This is a genomic window from bacterium (assembly GCA_021372535.1).
In the GTDB taxonomy this organism is placed as follows: domain Bacteria; phylum Latescibacterota; class Latescibacteria; order Latescibacterales; family Latescibacteraceae; genus JAFGMP01.
Genome location: JAJFUH010000222.1, coordinates 1 through 17862, shown reverse-complemented (window position 1 = coordinate 17862; position 17862 = coordinate 1). Strand labels below are relative to the sequence as shown.

The window sequence follows — 17862 nt, the reverse complement described above, 5'->3', positions numbered from 1 at the left end:
TAATATTTTAGACCAAATCTGATTTTCACATCGATTTTTATCGAAGTCATTATCTTCCGCCCGATAAAAAAGAGGGCATATGGAAATGCCCTCTTTTTTCAACAGACGTTGTTTTTCGATGTATACGGACTATTTATTCTTCAACATACACCGAGAATGTAAGCGGGTAAGTTACATTGACTGGTTTGGCAGGTCCCTTTACAATGTTAGTACCCTCATTCGGCATATCCTGAATCGTATCAAATTTCAATGTTTTAATAACATCGAGAATACAATTCATGAAATTCTCACTGTTGATACCCGTTACTTCAAGAACATTCTGCGATGTTACCCTGCCGCTTGGGTCTATAGTGAACGATAACATCATCTGACCAGGATTGACTTCACCTCGTCTGTACCGTGTAAGAAAACAGGTTTCCATCGGAGAGACGTTATCCTCAAGGGCTTTATCAATTGCTCGAGCGTTCCTGGAACTGTCATTGACACGGTTCCCGACGAGCTGCTGAGGACCTGTCATTCTGATACGTACTTTTTCACGCTCAAGCTCTTTCTGCTTCATTTCACGTGTTACAACGACTTTGTCAACTTTCCTGTCAAGGTTGAACGAAACATCGACAACATCGGCAGGCCTGTTAAACGCGTCGAAACGGTAGACGACATCATGGAGATCAAGTCTGCATTTTTTAACTTCGGGACGTAACGGATCAAATGCGATGAGTCCGGTATAGCTGTCTCCACGGAATATGATTTCGTCCAAACCATAATTTTTACCGCGAACCATACCGAGGCGCATCTCATAACGGTAGAACTCATTTCCCGACTGTCCGAGAATCGACTTAAAATAGTTCTCGAAACTATTTCCATACCGGGCGGCAGCAATACTTACCGTATAGGAATGGAACGTTTCACCCAAATCGGTAATAAGAACGGCTTCAACAGGATCGAGTCTCATTTTTGCAAACGTTCTGTTAACAATGGTAACGCCGAATACCGTGAAACGGTTCGGAGTATACCCGAGATCCGGATCGATCCAGTTTCCATACGAATACGGATTTGTGGAATATAAACCATGAGCTGATTCTTCGGGGAACAACTCATTCAGTTCCGCATCCGTCATATACTTAACGACAATACTGGAACCGCCGAGGTCATAAACAACACCACCTGTATCCTTTTCAATGGAGTACGCCGGATCATTGCTTTCCATATTGGGTACAAGATACGAGCTGTAGCGTATTTCTGGAGGGTATAAAAAACAACTCACTGCCAGAAGAAACGGCAACGCCAGTATCAACGATACAATAATTTTTCGTTTTACGGCTATTGTCATTTTCTTTCCACCTCACATTAACAGTTTACAATTCTATTGAACAGCGGAGAAGAAATCCATTTTCTGCTGTGCTATTCCACCAGCCTGTGTTAAAGCGAATACCACAAAATTCACACCTATCTTGAGCTGTGGTTCATTATTTGACAATTCTTTCCATTTCTTTGCATATCCCTTGTCAGAATAAATTGCCACAAGCCGTTCATCAAGCCATATTCCCTCAAGATAGTGAACCGCTTTCGCCATCGATGAATTTCGGGCTGTTTCACCTTGTGCCCCGGTTGTAGTAGTCTGCACCATCTCTATCTCTGATCCCTGTGGAGGGCCGTCATTAAAATCAAAGAAACAATGATACAGCGGATGTTCATTCGGAATCGGGAGAAACTGTGCATCGGCGCCCAACGAATCTTTCATCATCTGCCGAAGTGAAGCTTCCGCCTGCCCGAACTCGTATTCCGGAGTCCCGTTATCAACGACTGCAAATCCACCTTTCCGTAAATAACTACCAAAATTTTTACGTTCGATTTCAGTTAATTCATAAGCTTTGTCTGAAACGACGTAAACAAACGGGGTGTCGAAAATCTTACGTGAATCGAGATATAAATGACTATCAACCTTCGCATTGATGTTCGTATAGCGGTTCACTGCTTCAACAAGATTGATAACCGCTCGTTTCAACTTGTCAGGCGGTTTTAATTGTGCACCCCATGCGGTGGAAATATACACGAAACCTTTGATGCTCTGTTTGTTGTTGGGATCCTGAATAACCATAGCCTTATACTGGCCAGTATCCAGGTCCTCGAGGGAGATCATTTCTTCTTTCATCGATATCTGTTTTTCCGGTTCACGGGTCGATGTCATTTCAATATCGATACCTTCAGGAATGAAAACCTCGGAATCCAAGTCAGTCTTCATCTCGTTAGAATATTCAAACGACGCTACATTACCCATGAGATCGACGGTTGATATCGATTTTGTCTGAATATCAGCGGTCGGTTTCCTCTCAACAACTTTTTTGCGTTCCATGGTTCGAGTTTTAACTCTTTTTTTCTTGAACTCAAATGCTTTCGTCATCCTCGGACGTCTGATCACTAGTTCCATTGTCGCAGGTCTGACAACCTTCACTTCAGTCTTTTTAAACATGAAGTATGAACCGACAGCAGCATGGAGAGAGATTGCAACAAGAAGGCCAAGAAAAAAAAGCTTCTGAGTTTCTTTCTCCAGTCTTTCCAGATCGATAGCATCTGACGGACCTTTAAATCTTGATGATTGATACTTTTCCGCCATGAATGATCTCCTAAACTTATCAATTGCAAAAAAATTTAAATATTTACTTCTTCGTTTCTTCCTGATCATTTAAATCATTAACTGCCATAGCAATTGTTTCAATCTGCTGAGCTCGCGCCATTTTCATAAGTTTCAGAACATCACCGTGCCGCGTGTTGATATCAGCGCGGATCAATAAGGTGTTATTACCTGACTTATGTTTTTCCTGAGCTAAATACGCTTCAAAAGAATCAAAAGTGACATTAACACCATTGATAGCGATATTGCCTTCGGAATCCATTTCGGCAACAAGCTGTTTTTTATCGAGTTTTGACGGATATGATGCATCTGGCAGTGTGAGTTTTAACTGAGCAGGGTTCTTGAATACCGTTGTAACCATAAAGAAAATCAGCAAAAGAAAAACCGCATCAATCAAGGGTGTTAAATTGATTGCATCGGATTCAAGAACTGACCCTCTTTTTCGTATGACTGACATTTAAACCTCACCCTTTTCTTTTCGGAGCGTTGTTATTGTTGGCCAGAATCCTGTTCGATTGCAAATGCCATACCCTCAGCGCCGACACTGTATGCCATGTCCATAACATACACGATATCTTTGTGCTTTGATTCAGGATCGCCCTGGATTATAACATTTCTGTTATTGTTTATATCCATTGCTCCTTTAATAGCACTGGCCAAACCTGATGCAGGGACTTTTTCTCCGCTAACGGTAAATTCTCCTGCCGCAGAAACATGGATGTTTACATCCTTTTTCTGTTGCTGCTCTTCCTGTTGATCAGCCGCGCCAGGTAAATCAACGGCAAGACCCTTCACCTGAATGAACACAGTGGTGAGCATAAAAAATATCAGCAGAAGGAATACACAGTCAATGAGCGGTGTTAAATCTATTTCTCCCTCACCGATCAGACCAGTCCGTTCTCTCTTCTTTTTCATAGATTATCACACTCCACTCGGTAAATTACTGGCGCTCCAGTAATGCAAGCAATGTATTTGAAAACGACATTGCATATACTTCAACGCTGTTACGCGAAGCATCTGCCTTAGCTCCAAGATAACGGTAAAAAACAACCGCCGGAATTGCGATAAACAGACCTGCAGCAGTGGTAAGGAGCGCTTCAGAAATACCAGCAGCAACGACTTTCGGATCGCCTGTTCCTGAAGCTGCAATCGATTCGAAAGCCTTGATCATACCGGTAATCGTTCCGAGAAGTCCAAGGAGAGGTGAAATATTACTTACGGTATTGAGCACCGCCAGAAACCGTGTCACATAACTTCTCGACGCATCATCAATCGTCAGAAGTAACTCATCCCTGAATTCGGTAAGCTCTGATTGAGCCACGAGAAACTTAGTAACACCATCAGTCGCTTCGGCTCCACCGCCAACTTCTTTTCTACGGAGTGCCAACTCTTTCTTTTCCATCACCAGGGTATCATAACGTTTGAGTAAACGGGCGAAAATGTAATTGAGAACCCCTTTACCCTTTGATATCTTTTTTGCAGCACCTTCAAGACCGCTTTCATTAATTGCCTGCTCAACATCTGTCAGCTGTTTTTCTGCCGCTTTAGCGGATGGCATACGATGCAGAACCACGAATCTTTCAAAAATAACAGCTACACCGATTAGTGCCGAGAGCAATAAGGGATACATCATTGGCCCACCGGCTTTAAACATCTCTACCATCTCGTACCTTCTCCTTTCAGCAACTTTTTTTGTTATTCTTCTATTATTTACTCTTTACATTACCGCAAAATAAGAACACTGTCGACTTCAGCTCTTGGACCAATAAAATAATTAAAATCTTTGTTGTTATATACTGCGGAAACGGTAAAATAGACAATAAACGAATCAATATCAGCCGCTTTATAATATTCCATCTTTTTCAACACATCGTTCGTGTCCAGGCTGATCTCTGTCTTTAAACTAACATCTTCAGGCAATTTTACGAACTGGTCGTACGTTTTACCATAATCAAAAACATTGGAATCCGACCAGGCTACGAGATAATTTGCCACATCTTCAGTGTTCTCCATTGACCAACTTACTTTTATAAGGTCACCTCCCTTATCATAAGTTGCTAAAACATTGACAGGTGAAGATGTACTATCATATAAGCTGAACGTCGGCGATGAATGATCTTTACTACATCCATACATGATTGCCAGTAATAAAACTGGAGCCATGAAGATGAATATCTTTTTCACAGGAATATTCTCCTTCCACTAAAATCTTTTTGTCAGCATTATACCAGGTGTCCTGTCAACCATGGACGAAGTAACTTCAATCCTGTTTTTTGTACCCTCGGCCTTACGGCTTTCACTTGATGAAGGGGCAAAAAATATCGCATCAACAAGATTATATGCATAAACTCCCGCCGCAACGATTATTGCGGTATTTCTGATTGAATGGAGATCATCGAGGTCTTTGCTCTGATCCTTTAAATCTTTAAACTGCTTTTCCGCTGTCATATAACTGCCTCTTCCGACAGTCGCAATCGCCTCGAAGTCTTTAAGGTCTTTATCATAAGTGGTTTTTTTTGTACTGTAATTTTCATGAGCATTAACAAACAATACAAGCGAAGCAGCTTCGGCAAGGAAAAATGAAACACCCTTAACCTTTTGCCCTGTGGTCATTTGTCCCAACCCGGGAAACAGCGCCGAAAGCACAATGGCATCCCGTTTTGAAATCACTGACACTCGTACAAAGCTCTCTTCATCCTGCGCGAATGTTAATCCTACAGAACTGAAAACAATAAGAAAAGAGAGCCCTGCTATTAAGACAGCCTTCCCCATATTCAACATTGCCTCCCTCTTGATTATGTTAAAATCTGTTTGCAACGATATAATCTTTATGCATTCTTGCAAAAGTGTATGCTTCCTGACCTACCGCCGCACCTTCTTCATATCTTTTCATAACCTGATCATATGCATCAGCCGCCTTCTGCCATTCGCCGATGGCTTCGTAACAAATACCCATGTTTGAATAGGCGCCGATTTCACTTTCAGTATACGGATATTGAGTCACAACATTGTTGAATATTTCTGCTGCCTGACGATAGAGATTCATATCATTGAGTTCTCGAGCTTGCGTAAACAGGTTCCATCCTTTCTCATACTCGATATATGCGATTGTTTCCTTTAAATCCTTAATTGTTTCTGGAACCTTTACCGCAACCTCGCTGTTTGGATATTTATCCAAAACCTGCTGATATGTACTCAGTGCTTCCGGATAATTTTGCTGATTATAATAGAAGTCAGCAATACTGAACAAAGAACTCGGGGCATACTGGCTTTCGGGATATTTATCGATAAGCAGCCGTAATGACTTCATGGCCTCTTCTTCCCTCCCGAGGTCCAGCAAAGCCCAGGCTTTTGTATACAGTGCTTCAACAGAACGAGGATGATTTGGATACCTGTTGATTACCATATCGAAGCCCTGAATACAATCTTCCAGATTACCCAGATTGTAACTGCTGTCCGAATAGTAGTAGTATGCTTCAGGTGTAAACTCTGAGTTCGGATATTTCTGCGTAAACGATTTGAATGTAGAATATGCCATATCAAATCGCCGTCCGTTATAATAACAGAATCCGAGATAATAATGTGCCATCTCGGTATTCGTCGTATTGGGGAACGCCTTTATATACTTTTCAAAATACTCACCTGCCAGATCAAGCGCATCAGGTTCTGTATTCAGCTTTGTAAGATATATAACACCGATTTTTAAAAGCATATCGCTTGAAAAATATGAACTCGGGAATTTCTGATAACCCGTTAAAAGATAATCGATTGCCTTATGGTAATCTTCTCGGGTTTCAGCGGTGGTCGCAAGGAAATAATAAGCCTCTTCCTTATAGAAGAAATCCGCATTCTCCGGTTTTTTCCCTTCAGCGATATCAGAATCAAGCATCATGTGGGCATATTTTTCAATACCATTCCAATCCTCGGCTTGCGCACTCAACTGAACGAGGTTTCTTAAAAAACCGAGTTTTTCAATGGGATCGGTTGTTGAATTATATAGACCCAGATACGTTTCAATTGCCTGTGCACTCTTGTTCTGACGCACACTGATGATAGCAAGACGAATCTGAGCATCACGCCTGATCTGCTCATTCGAGCTGTTCATCAGTTCTTTCAGATCTTTCTCTGCCCTGGCAAACTGATTCTGTTCGATATATACACCGGCGCGATACACCGACGCCATCTCCTGAGTCTCCGGCTGATTAAGATCATATGCCTTTGTATAATCTTCAATTGACTGATCAAAATTACCGAGAGATTTATTGGCAGTCCCGCGCATGATATATAACTGTGACAAACGATACGTACTTTCAATCATACTCGTATCTTCGACTGCATATGTCACAATATCAACCACTTCCTGCCATTTGCTTTCCTTGCTCAAGGTCTGAGCAACCAGAAGACGGGCACTCGTAAAGAGACTCTTGTTATTACGGGTGACCTTAAGCAGAGGTTGAACAGCATCAACATCCTTCCCCTGACTCCTGAAAGCGAGAGCCATTTCAAACCAGGAATTTTCAACCTGGGGATCATCCGGGAATTCATTAATAATCTGCTGATACTGTGCAATCGCCTCATCGTATTTCTTCAGACCCTGATACGCCCGTGCTGTCTGAAAATAACAGGCAATCTTGTATGGAGAATCCGGAAATTCGGTAAGAAGTTTCTTGTAATTATCGATTGCCTTCGGGAGATATTCCTGGCTTCCATTCCGCTGATACGCCAAGGCCAGATGGAAATATACTCTCATCTTCAATGTAGTATCAGGAAACTCTTTCAGAACACGCTCATGAGTTGTAATAGCCTGCTCGATATTGTCGAGGCCGGCCTGCTGTTCATTAGCTTTCAACATTTCATTACCAAGCTCATAATATGAACGTGCCAGATTATAGAAAGCCTCATCAAGATCGAAGCCTGCACGAAAAGCAACATCGCTGTATGCGCTTATGTAATTGTTATACTCTCTGACAGCTTCAGCAAAATGATTGTGTTCGAAATATCTCTGACAAATAAGAACCTGCATTTTCGCTGAAAATATCTTGTTCGGAACCTCATCTATTGCGTCACGGTATGCTTGAATCGAGGCTTCAAAATCACCTTTTTCCATATACATATCGGCAAGACGCTTGTATGCTTCAGAAATAAGGTTCTGGTCAAACCGGAACAACACGGCAACACGTTTATACGCCGTAGCTGCACCGTCGTAATCACCGATATTCGCAAAACACGCGCCTACCTTGAGCTGAGCTTTCGCCGCAAGGTCAAGCGCCGTTTCATCAGTCAGGCCTGCGAGCTTTTCACGCTGAATTTTCTGGATTTCCTGTTCAGTCAATTCATTAATACGCTGTTTCTCGACAAGACGCTGATAAAACGGAATAGCCTCTGAAAATTTCGATTGATCAAAGAATGATTCACCGATCTGATACATTGCCCTGTCAGATTTCGGACCGGTCGGGAACTGAGCTATAAGCTCCTCAAACGTCTGAATACTCTCCATATACTGCTTTTTATCATAATAAGCCCATCCGATGTTATACATTGCATCCAGTACATCAGGACTTTTAGGATACCTTTCTATGAGAGTTTTCCCTTCTTCAATAACACGGTCATAATCAGGAATAAGATACCAGGTCGAAATGATACGGTTCTGCGCAAGAGACTGTAACTCAATATTTTTCGTGCGGTCCTGAGTTTTATCAAAAAAATCGGTTGCACTCACCGCATATTCGAGAGACAGTTTCTTCGCTTTTTCTTTCTCAGCATCATCCTTTGTTTCACGGGCTTTCTGATTTTCCTGCTCAATCATTTTATAATACGAATTTCCCGATTGATACAGGGTAGCATCTTTGATAGGTATTCTCATCGTGCCATACTCGACGATTACCTTATCTTCATCAAGAAAGCGACTTTCAACTTCGTTAATCTGGCCATACTTTTCGATAGCCTGATCATATGCGCCTGATGTATAAAACTTCTGAGCGGCATCAAAATCAGCTATCATTTCATCCGGTGTCGGAACACCGGAGACAAAATATGCCATACCTACCATTACCACTAAAAACGCATAACCAATATTCATTACCTCATCACAACCTTTCGAACAAAATTTGAAGTGGTTTATCTCGCTTGGTCATGATACAGGCTCCATACCTACAACAAGCCTGATAAAAATAATTTTATTTGTTGTACTGAATGGGGCACGCATTTCGCCTTTTAGTTTTTGCCAACTGAGCTGATATCCGAAATTCAAACTGAAATCATACCCATTATAGAGTGATTTGTTGGTAACCATCAAAAGATAATCGCGCGTATCATAATCAAGCTGATTATTCACAAGATTCCTGACAGTGCTGTTAAGCCCGGGGAATCCTTGAGCGCCAGCTTTTAAGGTCGTGTTGATCGTCAGAGGATACTCCACCCTGATAATCGGATAGAAATACTCCTCATGATAGGGCAGAACATATCTACTTGAATTTGTTGTTTTACGCGACAGGAATTTAACCTGGGGCTGAAGCAAAAGATCCTTCAAATAGTATTTATATTCCGCCTTTATAACCTGAGTACGATCAATTATATCATTCTTATCCTGAATCGATGTTTTATTCTGGTGATTCAAATCATATTTAAATTTGAAGTTTAATGTTAAATTTGGTATTCTGAAAAGTTTGGTCTCGAAAAATGACGTACTTACATAACTGTCTTTGTAATCAAGCGGATCATAGAACTTTTCATGCTGAATACCTTCACGAGAATAAAATATATTGTCAACAAATGTCAAAGAATCTCTCAGCGTAGCAGCCGCCAGCTGACGTGTCTGCCTGAAAACATTATCCTGAATCGTGTCTTCAGCTTTCTTTAACTGGGTTGCCAGGCTGATATTAGCAAAAAACGGTATAAATTTATTGTATTCAACTTTACCATACCGAACGTCAGTTGATCCTCCACCTGCTATCTGCTCATAATTAATATATCCTATTGAATATTTCCAACCGAGATCGGCACCGTACGATGTGAATAAATGATATCCCTTCGTATCTTTATTATAAGGATAATCAGGTCTGTCATCATCTTCACGTGAATCGATCACACCGTTCTGGTTAAAATCATCGCCATACTCATATTCATCAGGATCGACATTGTAGAGGAAAAATGGTTCCATATAATCCGGGATAAGATTCTCATTCTCATTGGTATCAGGCCTGCTGTCACCATTTTTATCAAGTCCCGGATAAATTCCATCCTTGTCACGAACATCTGAAAACATGTGAAAATCAGGGAAACGATCTTTATCATCATTATCATCCACCGTCTCGAGAACCATCGTATTGTTCATGTACTCTCCGGCACTCGCAGATATATTAGGCGATGGACTACCACCACGTAAACCGACATCAGCATCAAACTCATTCTGCCATGATGAGAACGGCAGGGTGTTCATATAGTAGTATGCCGGATCCATGTTCTCGAATGTAGTGGTATAATTGGGTGAGATCATGAAATATTCAGTACCGACTGAAAATTTACCGAACTCCTTTTTTACATTTATATAATAGGCTTCGGCATCTTTACGATATTTACTCGCATCAGGGCTCGGATACTGGCGGAAATTAAAATTCTTGTTAAATTCGGCAACCAGATCAAATCCCTTCACATGAGCATCAACCCTCAAACCCATGAGTATATCGGCAGTCTGCTGTCCATATCTGAACCGGACTTCTTTCAGGTTAGACATGTCCTGAACATTACCTTCAGCCTCTAACGCTGTGTAATAATAGGTCGCGCCTTTTTTACCCAGCTTCGGCTGATTCTGGTCCTGATATATTTCGGATATACTGAATTTATAATCATTTCCAACAACGGATCTGAATTCAACGTCATCGACCGGAACTTCCGATGTTGTACCCGCATCATCTACGACAGTTTTCTTAGGAATCTGGAACCAGAAAAGAAGGTAATCCTCGTTGTCGCAATTGAGATATCTTTTCCCGTCATCCGTCAGCTCTCCGTAGTTTTTAATCAGGGGATCGTTTGTCGTCATTCGACGGTATACAACATTTTCGGGCAGATTTTTCGGGTCATGCTGATCAAAAACCACAAACTGAGGTACACGCCGCGGCTCAAGCATATATCGGTTTTCATAAAAATCCACTGCCGGATTGTTAAAAAGGCGCCGTACATCAGTAAAATCTTCCCGCCAGTTTCCTTTGGTAATACCCATAAGCAGTTCTGGACGTTCAACTCCGTCAACAACGGGTGTCAATGAATAAATTCGTGGCCCGTTACCGTCAAAACGGCTGCCATCCTCAAGTTTAACCACGAGCATCAACACATCTTCGGGATCATAAGAAATCTGGCCTGTAATTGAATCCCGCAAATCAGAAGCAATCGTCTTGTTGGAAAAATGACGCGGCTGGGTACTGTCAGTTTTGTATTGGTTGACATAATTAGCCGCAACATTAAAGATTCCAAACTTTCTTTCATAATGGCCACCGGTAAGATATACCGGTACCTGACGGAAACGGTCCTCGTCATTCACAAAGTCTCTTGAGAACCAGAGCGGCATGTCAGCTCTTGAACTGACAAACGTGAGATTGTTTTCGTAAAAATTCATATCCCACCGTACACCATTCAGAGCCGCCATATCAAGTGTTAACGGTGAAAACTTAGCACGGACTTCATTACCGACAATGAAACGTGTCGAAAATGTCTTTGTTGTTTCATGGACGACAACGAGATTATTCAGGTACTGCCTGAAATACTCACCCTCATCAATAGGGTTCGTTTTATACATTTTACTGAATTTCTCGTTTCTTTCAACGTGCTTCGAATTGATCTTTTCCTCATTCCACTCAAAAATCCGCACGCCATCCATGATATAGTTCCCGAAGTTGTCATACTTCGGGTTTGCAGACCTGTTTACAATCGATCGGCCGTACCTGTGATACCCCTCTCGACCGTAAAACTCCCGCTCCATCTCCGGTTTAAAAAGCAACTGACCGACAGCGCTTTCAACAGAACCGAACAATAGTACGCATGACAGCAGGAGCATCCACCGGTTCAGTCTTTTCCCTATATCCATTCTCTTTTCCTGATTAAGAGTAAACATTATCTTGAAGCCTCAGACCTGATGGAGATGAAATACTCTGTTGTACCGGGTTGTTTTCGTCCAAAACTTTCAACCCATTCTTCTTTTTCTCTCCGAACACCGAGCATAACCAACAGATTAAATCCCTGATAAAGGCTTCTGTTTTCAAAAGCGATTATCATCCTTCTGCTGTTGGAATCATGAAGTCTATCACCAGTATTTCTTCTCATTTCAGGAAAACCAGGAAATCCCTGGAATCCGCAACGCAACAAGGTATTAGGAGCAACCTGGTAATCAAATCTCAGAATTGGATATACTGTCCAGCTGCGGCCACCATAATAATTATATTGCAGATCTTTCGTAAAATAAGAATGAACAAATTTAATCATTGGCTGTAATTTAAATTCTTTAATTCTTCTTTCTTTCATAAGACGGAAACCGCGCCAGTACATTTCGGGCAGAATACGGGCATCGGCAATACGTAATGTATAATCAGCCTTATGAATAAATGATGCATCGATGATATCCTGAGGAGCCCTTCTGCGCTGCTGGTCCACAGTACCGTAAAAATCGGTATCGACACGATTGATTACATCATACTTTGCATCATTGATAATATTGAAGCTGGGTATAAATGTCAGGCGTGTATGCAACATGGATGAATTGTACCATGCATTTTTAAACGCCAGGTTGTTAAAGTAGCCCGAAGCGCCCCTGTTATCATAGGTATATTGTGTATAATACTGATTCGACTTGTAATCATCCTGGACACGTTCCATACGGTGGAATACACCGAACTCACCGATCGAACTCAACGACTGAATATGCTCTAATTTTACATAATCAGTCAAATTACGTCCCTTGAAGTATTCCTGTTTGATATCGTAATGACCCAGAGATATTTTGGTCAATTCACGGGGTGATATTTTAACGAAATAATGCTGACCCCTGGAATCACGTTCATAGGGAAGGTCGTCCTGGTCGTCATTCTCACGCTCATCGATGATGCCGTTATGATTGAAATCATCACCGAAAGAAATGGAATCAAAATAATAGAGAATGTACGGTTCTCCGCGCCATGTTGTATCGACAGTCCTGTCAAAATCCACATCGAGACCCGGATACTCAGAACCGCCGACATACTGATCATCGTCATCGTTATCATCAACCGTCGACCATGAGCTGTATTGCATGTATTGACGGGGGTAGTTGAATACTTCACCACCCAGACTCCATTTTCCGAATGTCTTTTCAGCATTCACAAACCATGCCTGTGAATGCAATTCATTACTGGAAGCTCCCGGCCATTTATCGGGGAGCGGATACGACCTGTATTCATTATACTGATTGAATTCAGCGCGGACAAACAAACCACGCCAGTTCAACTCCATGTTCAGGCCATAGACACTCATACCGGTTATACGGTCATAACGAACCGAAACCCACTCCATATTGGAAAGATCCTTAACATTACCCGGAGCATTCACACAGTGCTTTTTATCATAATAAATGCTCCATTTTCCGTTCCATGCTGGAGTGAAAGGCTTGTCTGCCCAGTCTGCTTCACCTTCCTGAGTGATCCTGTACATCGTTGAAACAATATCGATGCAGTAATCGTTTGCAGCAAGAACCTCGAATTCGAGGTCTCGAGCCGCGTAGGGAACCAGAAACTCGTAGATAACAATATCAGTTCCCGATGCCTCAAGAAATCCTTTTGATGTATCTGCGGCAAACTGCCTGCTCTGAGGATCGTCAGAACCGGCAACAGGAAGATTCACATAGCCAAAATAGTTAATGGCGTCTGTCTTGGAAAACATGTCATTCAGGGTATTATCATTAAGCATATCCAGAACCCACGATTGCTGATTATATGCCACAGCCTCAACTTTCTGAGGAACAAACGGAAGACTCGAACTCCGCGGAAAAACGAACTGTTTCTGGAAGTCCTTGTTATAATAACGTTTGCTGTTAAGGAGATCGGGGATTCTGAACGCTCTCTGAGGAACATTCTTGGTGATATCCTCATTGTTTGATCTTACTTTTATCCCATAGACACGTGGACCGTTATCAGCGTCCTCGGGAGAATCATCACTCACGATCACATAAACATACCGGGGGCCTGTTCTGATGGCAGTATCGATATCCTGATGGGAATCAGAAATCGTTCCGCGTTGTTTCGAAACGTATGATCCGCCAATCTTGAGGATATCACCAAGAATACTCTGCCAGTGAACACCGTAAATCGGGTTTGTTCCCGGTGATGCGACCAGGGTTACATTGTTTTTTCGTGATGATGCATCCCAACGAATACCATTAAAACGGGTTATTTTCATCGTTGATGGTGTAAAATAAGCCCGTAATGTAGAACCAATCAGGAATTTCGTCTGCCAGTTGGAGAACTCATCAGATGCAATCATCAGGTTGTTGAAAACACTGTTGTAATACTGGGTAGAACTTGCATCTGTCGTTGCAGAGGCTCCAATCCTCGATTGATCCCATTTCATATAGTAAATATCGCCACCAGGCAAGAGGAAATTACCAAACTGATCATAGGTAACAGGCGACAGGTACTGTCTGCCTGTCGATGGCTCCTGATAATAGTCGGGATATTTCCTCAAATCATACTGGCCGAAATTTTCATACGGTTGGTACCAGCGCGGTCTATATTCCCGTGAGATGAAATCCTGACTGTACGATGATACGGCCAGAGCCATCATCGTTACAGAAAATATGACAGCGCGGACTACCCTACTTTTATTTTCGTATCGTCTTTTCATAGGTACCGTCTATCCCATTGATGACCTTATTAGAAAGAAATTCCGAAAGATATAAAGTGCCTGCCTCCTGTTTCCTTGAACGCCAACGGCAAATTATAGGCATAATCGAAGATAACCGATTTGAAATTGTAGCCGAGCCCCAGATCAATATCAGTCTGCTCGGTATCATCTTCAAAATCGCTGCCATAAATAAATCCGGCTCTGAGTTTCAGATCCGATCCGGTAATTCCGGATTCGGTTCCCAACCGGAAAAACGTATTGCCGTCACACACCGCCACATCACCTTCAACAGTATAAATATCTTTCTGGACCATAAGACCGATCCCGGCTTCTATGGGCAGTTTACCTCCGTCATCGCCTGATTCGGAAATATTCGGCATAATGGCGTTTTTCACATAGACACCCGTGGAAAACTGACCGATACCGAATAATTCACCAATGCCATATGTCGCATTGAGATCAAGCGAGAACGAAACTTTGGAAAGATCGTCATCCTTGCCGCCATGATACAGATCATCCTGACCCTCAACAGCCCATCTCAGCATCCTGACGTTGCCGCCAAGAGCAAATTTCTCGCCGAAAGATTTTCCATAGGCACCATTGATAACCATTTCCGATGCCCCATCGGCACCAAGACCGGAAATTCCGACCCCAAAGCCGCCAAACACAACATTAAGATTATAAGTCATCAGGTCAGAAGCAATCGATGGATTGATAACCCCATATGATAGACCAACCATCCTGCCCGGATTATGTGCAAGACCGGCAGGATTATACCAGAAACTGTTCGCGTCTCCGGTGGAAGCCAAAAATACTTCTCCCATTCCCATGGGTCGCGCACTCTGGCCGGCTGTATCAAAAAATGCTCCAAAAGCTAGCGTGGTGGAAAGAAACACACCCACAGCGCATACAGCCAAAATGCATTTCAGCTTTCGACCGAGACCTCGTCTTCTTACAACATTCCAGTTTGTACTCGCCATATCCTATTTACCCGTCCGTTGTACAGTTGCGATCATGTGTTACTCATTACTCCTACGAATATACGCACATTAATACGCTACAACTACAGTACCGCCCTTGATCTTCTCTCCTGAATCGGTATCAACAACCACCTGGTACAGGTAAACGCCGGGAGGTACAAGATCACCGTCATCATCGGTGCCATCCCAGTAACCGGGCAGTTTTTCTGCAAGTGCAGCATTATTGAGCTTTTCATCAAGATAATACTTCTTGGCCATTAAAACTCCACAATCCTTCGTTGTTACGAGCCTGCCTTTTGTATCGAAAATCTTGATTTTAACATCAGATTCAACCTTTGCGAGCTCGAACTCGATGACGGTGAAATCGTTGATATTATCTTTAGGATCTGGAGTAAACACTTTCGGTACCGCAGCAACCTTGCCTAAAACACTGTCGAGTATGGTGGATGTGGAAACCGTCCACGATTTATCGGCCCGCTGCCATACCTTAACACCACCCGCACCGTCATTGTTGAATTCGTTAAAAACGTACGAATTGAATTCGTGAATGTTGGTGAGGAGTTCGGTCTTGAAGTAGATCTTCAGTTCATCCATAGTACCTGCTGCATCGGCTACTTTATTGGTAACCGGCGTCGCAAAGGTAACATACAGAGTATCAGGAGTTGATTTGGTCAATGTTTCATCTATCGATACGAGCGCATCTGCATCCGAACTGTACACAGAATCAACAAACGATTCTCCGGGTACAAAGATCGCAACCGTTTTGATATTCTGTCCCGGGTTGAGATTGTACTGAATGGTATATTCAAAATCGGTCATCTCACCCATCGGAACTGAATTCGGCAGTACATATGCCTGTGCCCGTGATACCGGCTGATTTGTATCGGAATATGTTACCATAATTTCCTGAAACTCAGGAGTAACATCGATATCCTGTGTGGAGAGCGATACACGATACTTGAATGCGTAGGCCGGTTCAGGGGAGTCAAATTTGAATGGTGAGGTTGTATGCTCCGGACTCCAGTCACTCTCGACCGGAGTACCGTCCGGCAGCTCAAATTTCGTCTTGGTCTGCAGGACTATTTTCGTTCCCTCGGGAGTTTTTCCGAACCATGTAATCATATCATAGTTCTTCAGGCTCGAGGGATTGTCGAAGGTAAACCAATCGGATTCGTATACACCGCTGTAAACATACCCTACACCGTATACCATCATTTCACCGATGTTGGGGTAGAAAATTCTCGGCTCGGTAATCTTGAAGCGCAGGTAGCGAGCCCATTCTTCAGGGAATTTAATCGCATACCAGTCATATCCGCCCTCATCGGCGTTACTGATACCGATTTCATGAAGAACACCGACTTCTTCGTACCTGAACTCATCAAGAGAGATTTCTACCGAATATCCGCGAACCGAATCTCTGTTCCAAGTATCGGGGTTCGTTCCACCGGTGTACAAAACCATTTTATTCACACGACGGATGACTTCAAGATCAACGTATTTTGTAATATTAACCGGATCCTGATTGAAAGCGTATCCATTCGCCAGATCACCATCGGACAGTTTCTCTTCCTGGGCAGGTTTCCCCAGTGCGAGGTTTTCACCTTCCACTCGTCTGAGCCGGATACCGCCGACTTTTGTCAGCCCGTCGGTAGCAATACCGCGATCAACTGCTTCAGCACGGCTGATGATGGATGCTGCACCATCTTCAACTATTTTAAAATTATCCGCTGTTCCGATATCGATATTCTGCGGATAGCCCGTCACAATTTCGATGTGATTGTCGGGATTGTATTTGAGATCCCCCATCGTGCCAAGCATCGCATATTTAAAACCATACTTGGTTATTTCCTGGAAGAAGTCGACTTTGGGATCATACCATTTATCACCGATTTTAGCAACCACATCTCCTGCATAATAATACCATGCACAACCATAAAGGAGCCGCTGTTCATTTACAATATGACTGCGGCGTTTCATGGTGGTTGTTCCCAGCCAGTCTGAATTGGCTTTGATATCAACCAGCAGACCGTTACCGTTACCAAGACCGTTATTCTTGACCGCCACACCGACAATCACATTAGGACCAGAAATATTGACCTGATAGGATTCGACTGTTGACCAGTCGTTGTCGGAACCGATCTCTTTGCCGTTGATATAGAGGGTGTACTCATCAACAGCGGTAATATAAACGGTAACATCATCATAGGGACTGTCAGGTCCCTGTAAAAGAGCTAAATAATAGATGGTGCTTGGCCATGTATTCCATGACTTTTCAACCACCGCATCCACCGCTGCGGTGGAAACACTCGCAAAAGCCACAAGCAGAATCACTGCAGCAATCACAGGCGTTATACAATATTTAATACATCTCCGCAATGTAACCTCCAC

General features: G+C 42.7%; 12 protein-coding genes. All 12 read right to left on the bottom strand.

Annotation, left to right across the window (positions count from 1 at the left end):
- Positions 1-133: 133 nt before the first annotated feature.
- Positions 134-1330 carry an AgmX/PglI C-terminal domain-containing protein gene (locus tag LLG96_19345; GenBank protein ID MCE5252361.1) on the bottom strand — a complete coding sequence of 399 codons (1197 nt, stop codon included), beginning with the start codon at positions 1328-1330 and terminating at the stop codon, positions 134-136.
- Positions 1331-1363: 33 nt separating this feature from the next.
- Complete coding sequence (locus tag LLG96_19340) at positions 1364-2614, bottom strand: DUF4159 domain-containing protein (protein ID MCE5252360.1); 1251 nt, start codon at positions 2612-2614, stop codon at positions 1364-1366.
- A 43-nt stretch (positions 2615-2657) separates the two neighbouring features.
- Positions 2658-3089: a biopolymer transporter ExbD gene (locus LLG96_19335; GenBank protein ID MCE5252359.1), complete on the bottom strand. Its 432-nt coding sequence runs from the start codon at positions 3087-3089 to the stop codon at positions 2658-2660.
- 32 nt (positions 3090-3121) lie between these two features.
- The gene (locus tag LLG96_19330; protein ID MCE5252358.1) at positions 3122-3547 is read right to left on the bottom strand and encodes a biopolymer transporter ExbD; all 426 of its coding nucleotides are present in this window, start codon (positions 3545-3547) and stop codon (positions 3122-3124) included.
- A 25-nt stretch (positions 3548-3572) separates the two neighbouring features.
- Positions 3573-4295, bottom strand: a complete 723-nt coding sequence (locus LLG96_19325; GenBank protein MCE5252357.1) for a MotA/TolQ/ExbB proton channel family protein — start codon at positions 4293-4295, stop codon at positions 3573-3575.
- A gap of 59 nt (positions 4296-4354) precedes the next feature.
- Positions 4355-4816, bottom strand: a complete 462-nt coding sequence (locus LLG96_19320) for a hypothetical protein (protein ID MCE5252356.1) — start codon at positions 4814-4816, stop codon at positions 4355-4357.
- An 18-nt stretch (positions 4817-4834) separates the two neighbouring features.
- Complete coding sequence (locus LLG96_19315) at positions 4835-5404, bottom strand: DUF5683 domain-containing protein (protein ID MCE5252355.1); 570 nt, start codon at positions 5402-5404, stop codon at positions 4835-4837.
- A gap of 28 nt (positions 5405-5432) precedes the next feature.
- Complete coding sequence (locus tag LLG96_19310; protein MCE5252354.1) at positions 5433-8711, bottom strand: tetratricopeptide repeat protein; 3279 nt, start codon at positions 8709-8711, stop codon at positions 5433-5435.
- Positions 8712-8762: 51 nt separating this feature from the next.
- Positions 8763-11711, bottom strand: a complete 2949-nt coding sequence (locus tag LLG96_19305; protein ID MCE5252353.1) for a hypothetical protein — start codon at positions 11709-11711, stop codon at positions 8763-8765.
- A gap of 26 nt (positions 11712-11737) precedes the next feature.
- Positions 11738-14494 (bottom strand): hypothetical protein, encoded by a 2757-nt coding sequence (locus LLG96_19300; GenBank protein ID MCE5252352.1) that lies wholly within the window; start codon positions 14492-14494, stop codon positions 11738-11740.
- Positions 14495-14523: 29 nt separating this feature from the next.
- On the bottom strand, positions 14524-15474 hold the full coding sequence (locus tag LLG96_19295) for a hypothetical protein (protein ID MCE5252351.1): 951 nt from the start codon (positions 15472-15474) through the stop codon (positions 14524-14526).
- A gap of 69 nt (positions 15475-15543) precedes the next feature.
- A partial coding sequence (locus LLG96_19290) for a gliding motility-associated C-terminal domain-containing protein (protein ID MCE5252350.1) occupies positions 15544-17862 on the bottom strand: 2319 nt, incomplete at its 5' end.

Coding starts and splice junctions, on each gene's coding strand:
- LLG96_19315 (MCE5252355.1), bottom strand. CDS start 5,404: ATGGGGAAGGCTGTCTTAATAGCAGGGCTCTCTTTTCTTATTGTTTTC.
- LLG96_19305 (MCE5252353.1), bottom strand. CDS start 11,711: ATGGATATAGGGAAAAGACTGAACCGGTGGATGCTCCTGCTGTCATGC.
- LLG96_19325 (MCE5252357.1), bottom strand. CDS start 4,295: ATGGTAGAGATGTTTAAAGCCGGTGGGCCAATGATGTATCCCTTATTG.
- LLG96_19340 (MCE5252360.1), bottom strand. CDS start 2,614: ATGGCGGAAAAGTATCAATCATCAAGATTTAAAGGTCCGTCAGATGCT.
- LLG96_19345 (MCE5252361.1), bottom strand. CDS start 1,330: ATGACAATAGCCGTAAAACGAAAAATTATTGTATCGTTGATACTGGCG.
- LLG96_19335 (MCE5252359.1), bottom strand. CDS start 3,089: ATGTCAGTCATACGAAAAAGAGGGTCAGTTCTTGAATCCGATGCAATC.
- LLG96_19310 (MCE5252354.1), bottom strand. CDS start 8,711: ATGAATATTGGTTATGCGTTTTTAGTGGTAATGGTAGGTATGGCATAT.
- LLG96_19300 (MCE5252352.1), bottom strand. CDS start 14,494: ATGAAAAGACGATACGAAAATAAAAGTAGGGTAGTCCGCGCTGTCATA.
- LLG96_19295 (MCE5252351.1), bottom strand. CDS start 15,474: ATGGCGAGTACAAACTGGAATGTTGTAAGAAGACGAGGTCTCGGTCGA.
- LLG96_19330 (MCE5252358.1), bottom strand. CDS start 3,547: ATGAAAAAGAAGAGAGAACGGACTGGTCTGATCGGTGAGGGAGAAATA.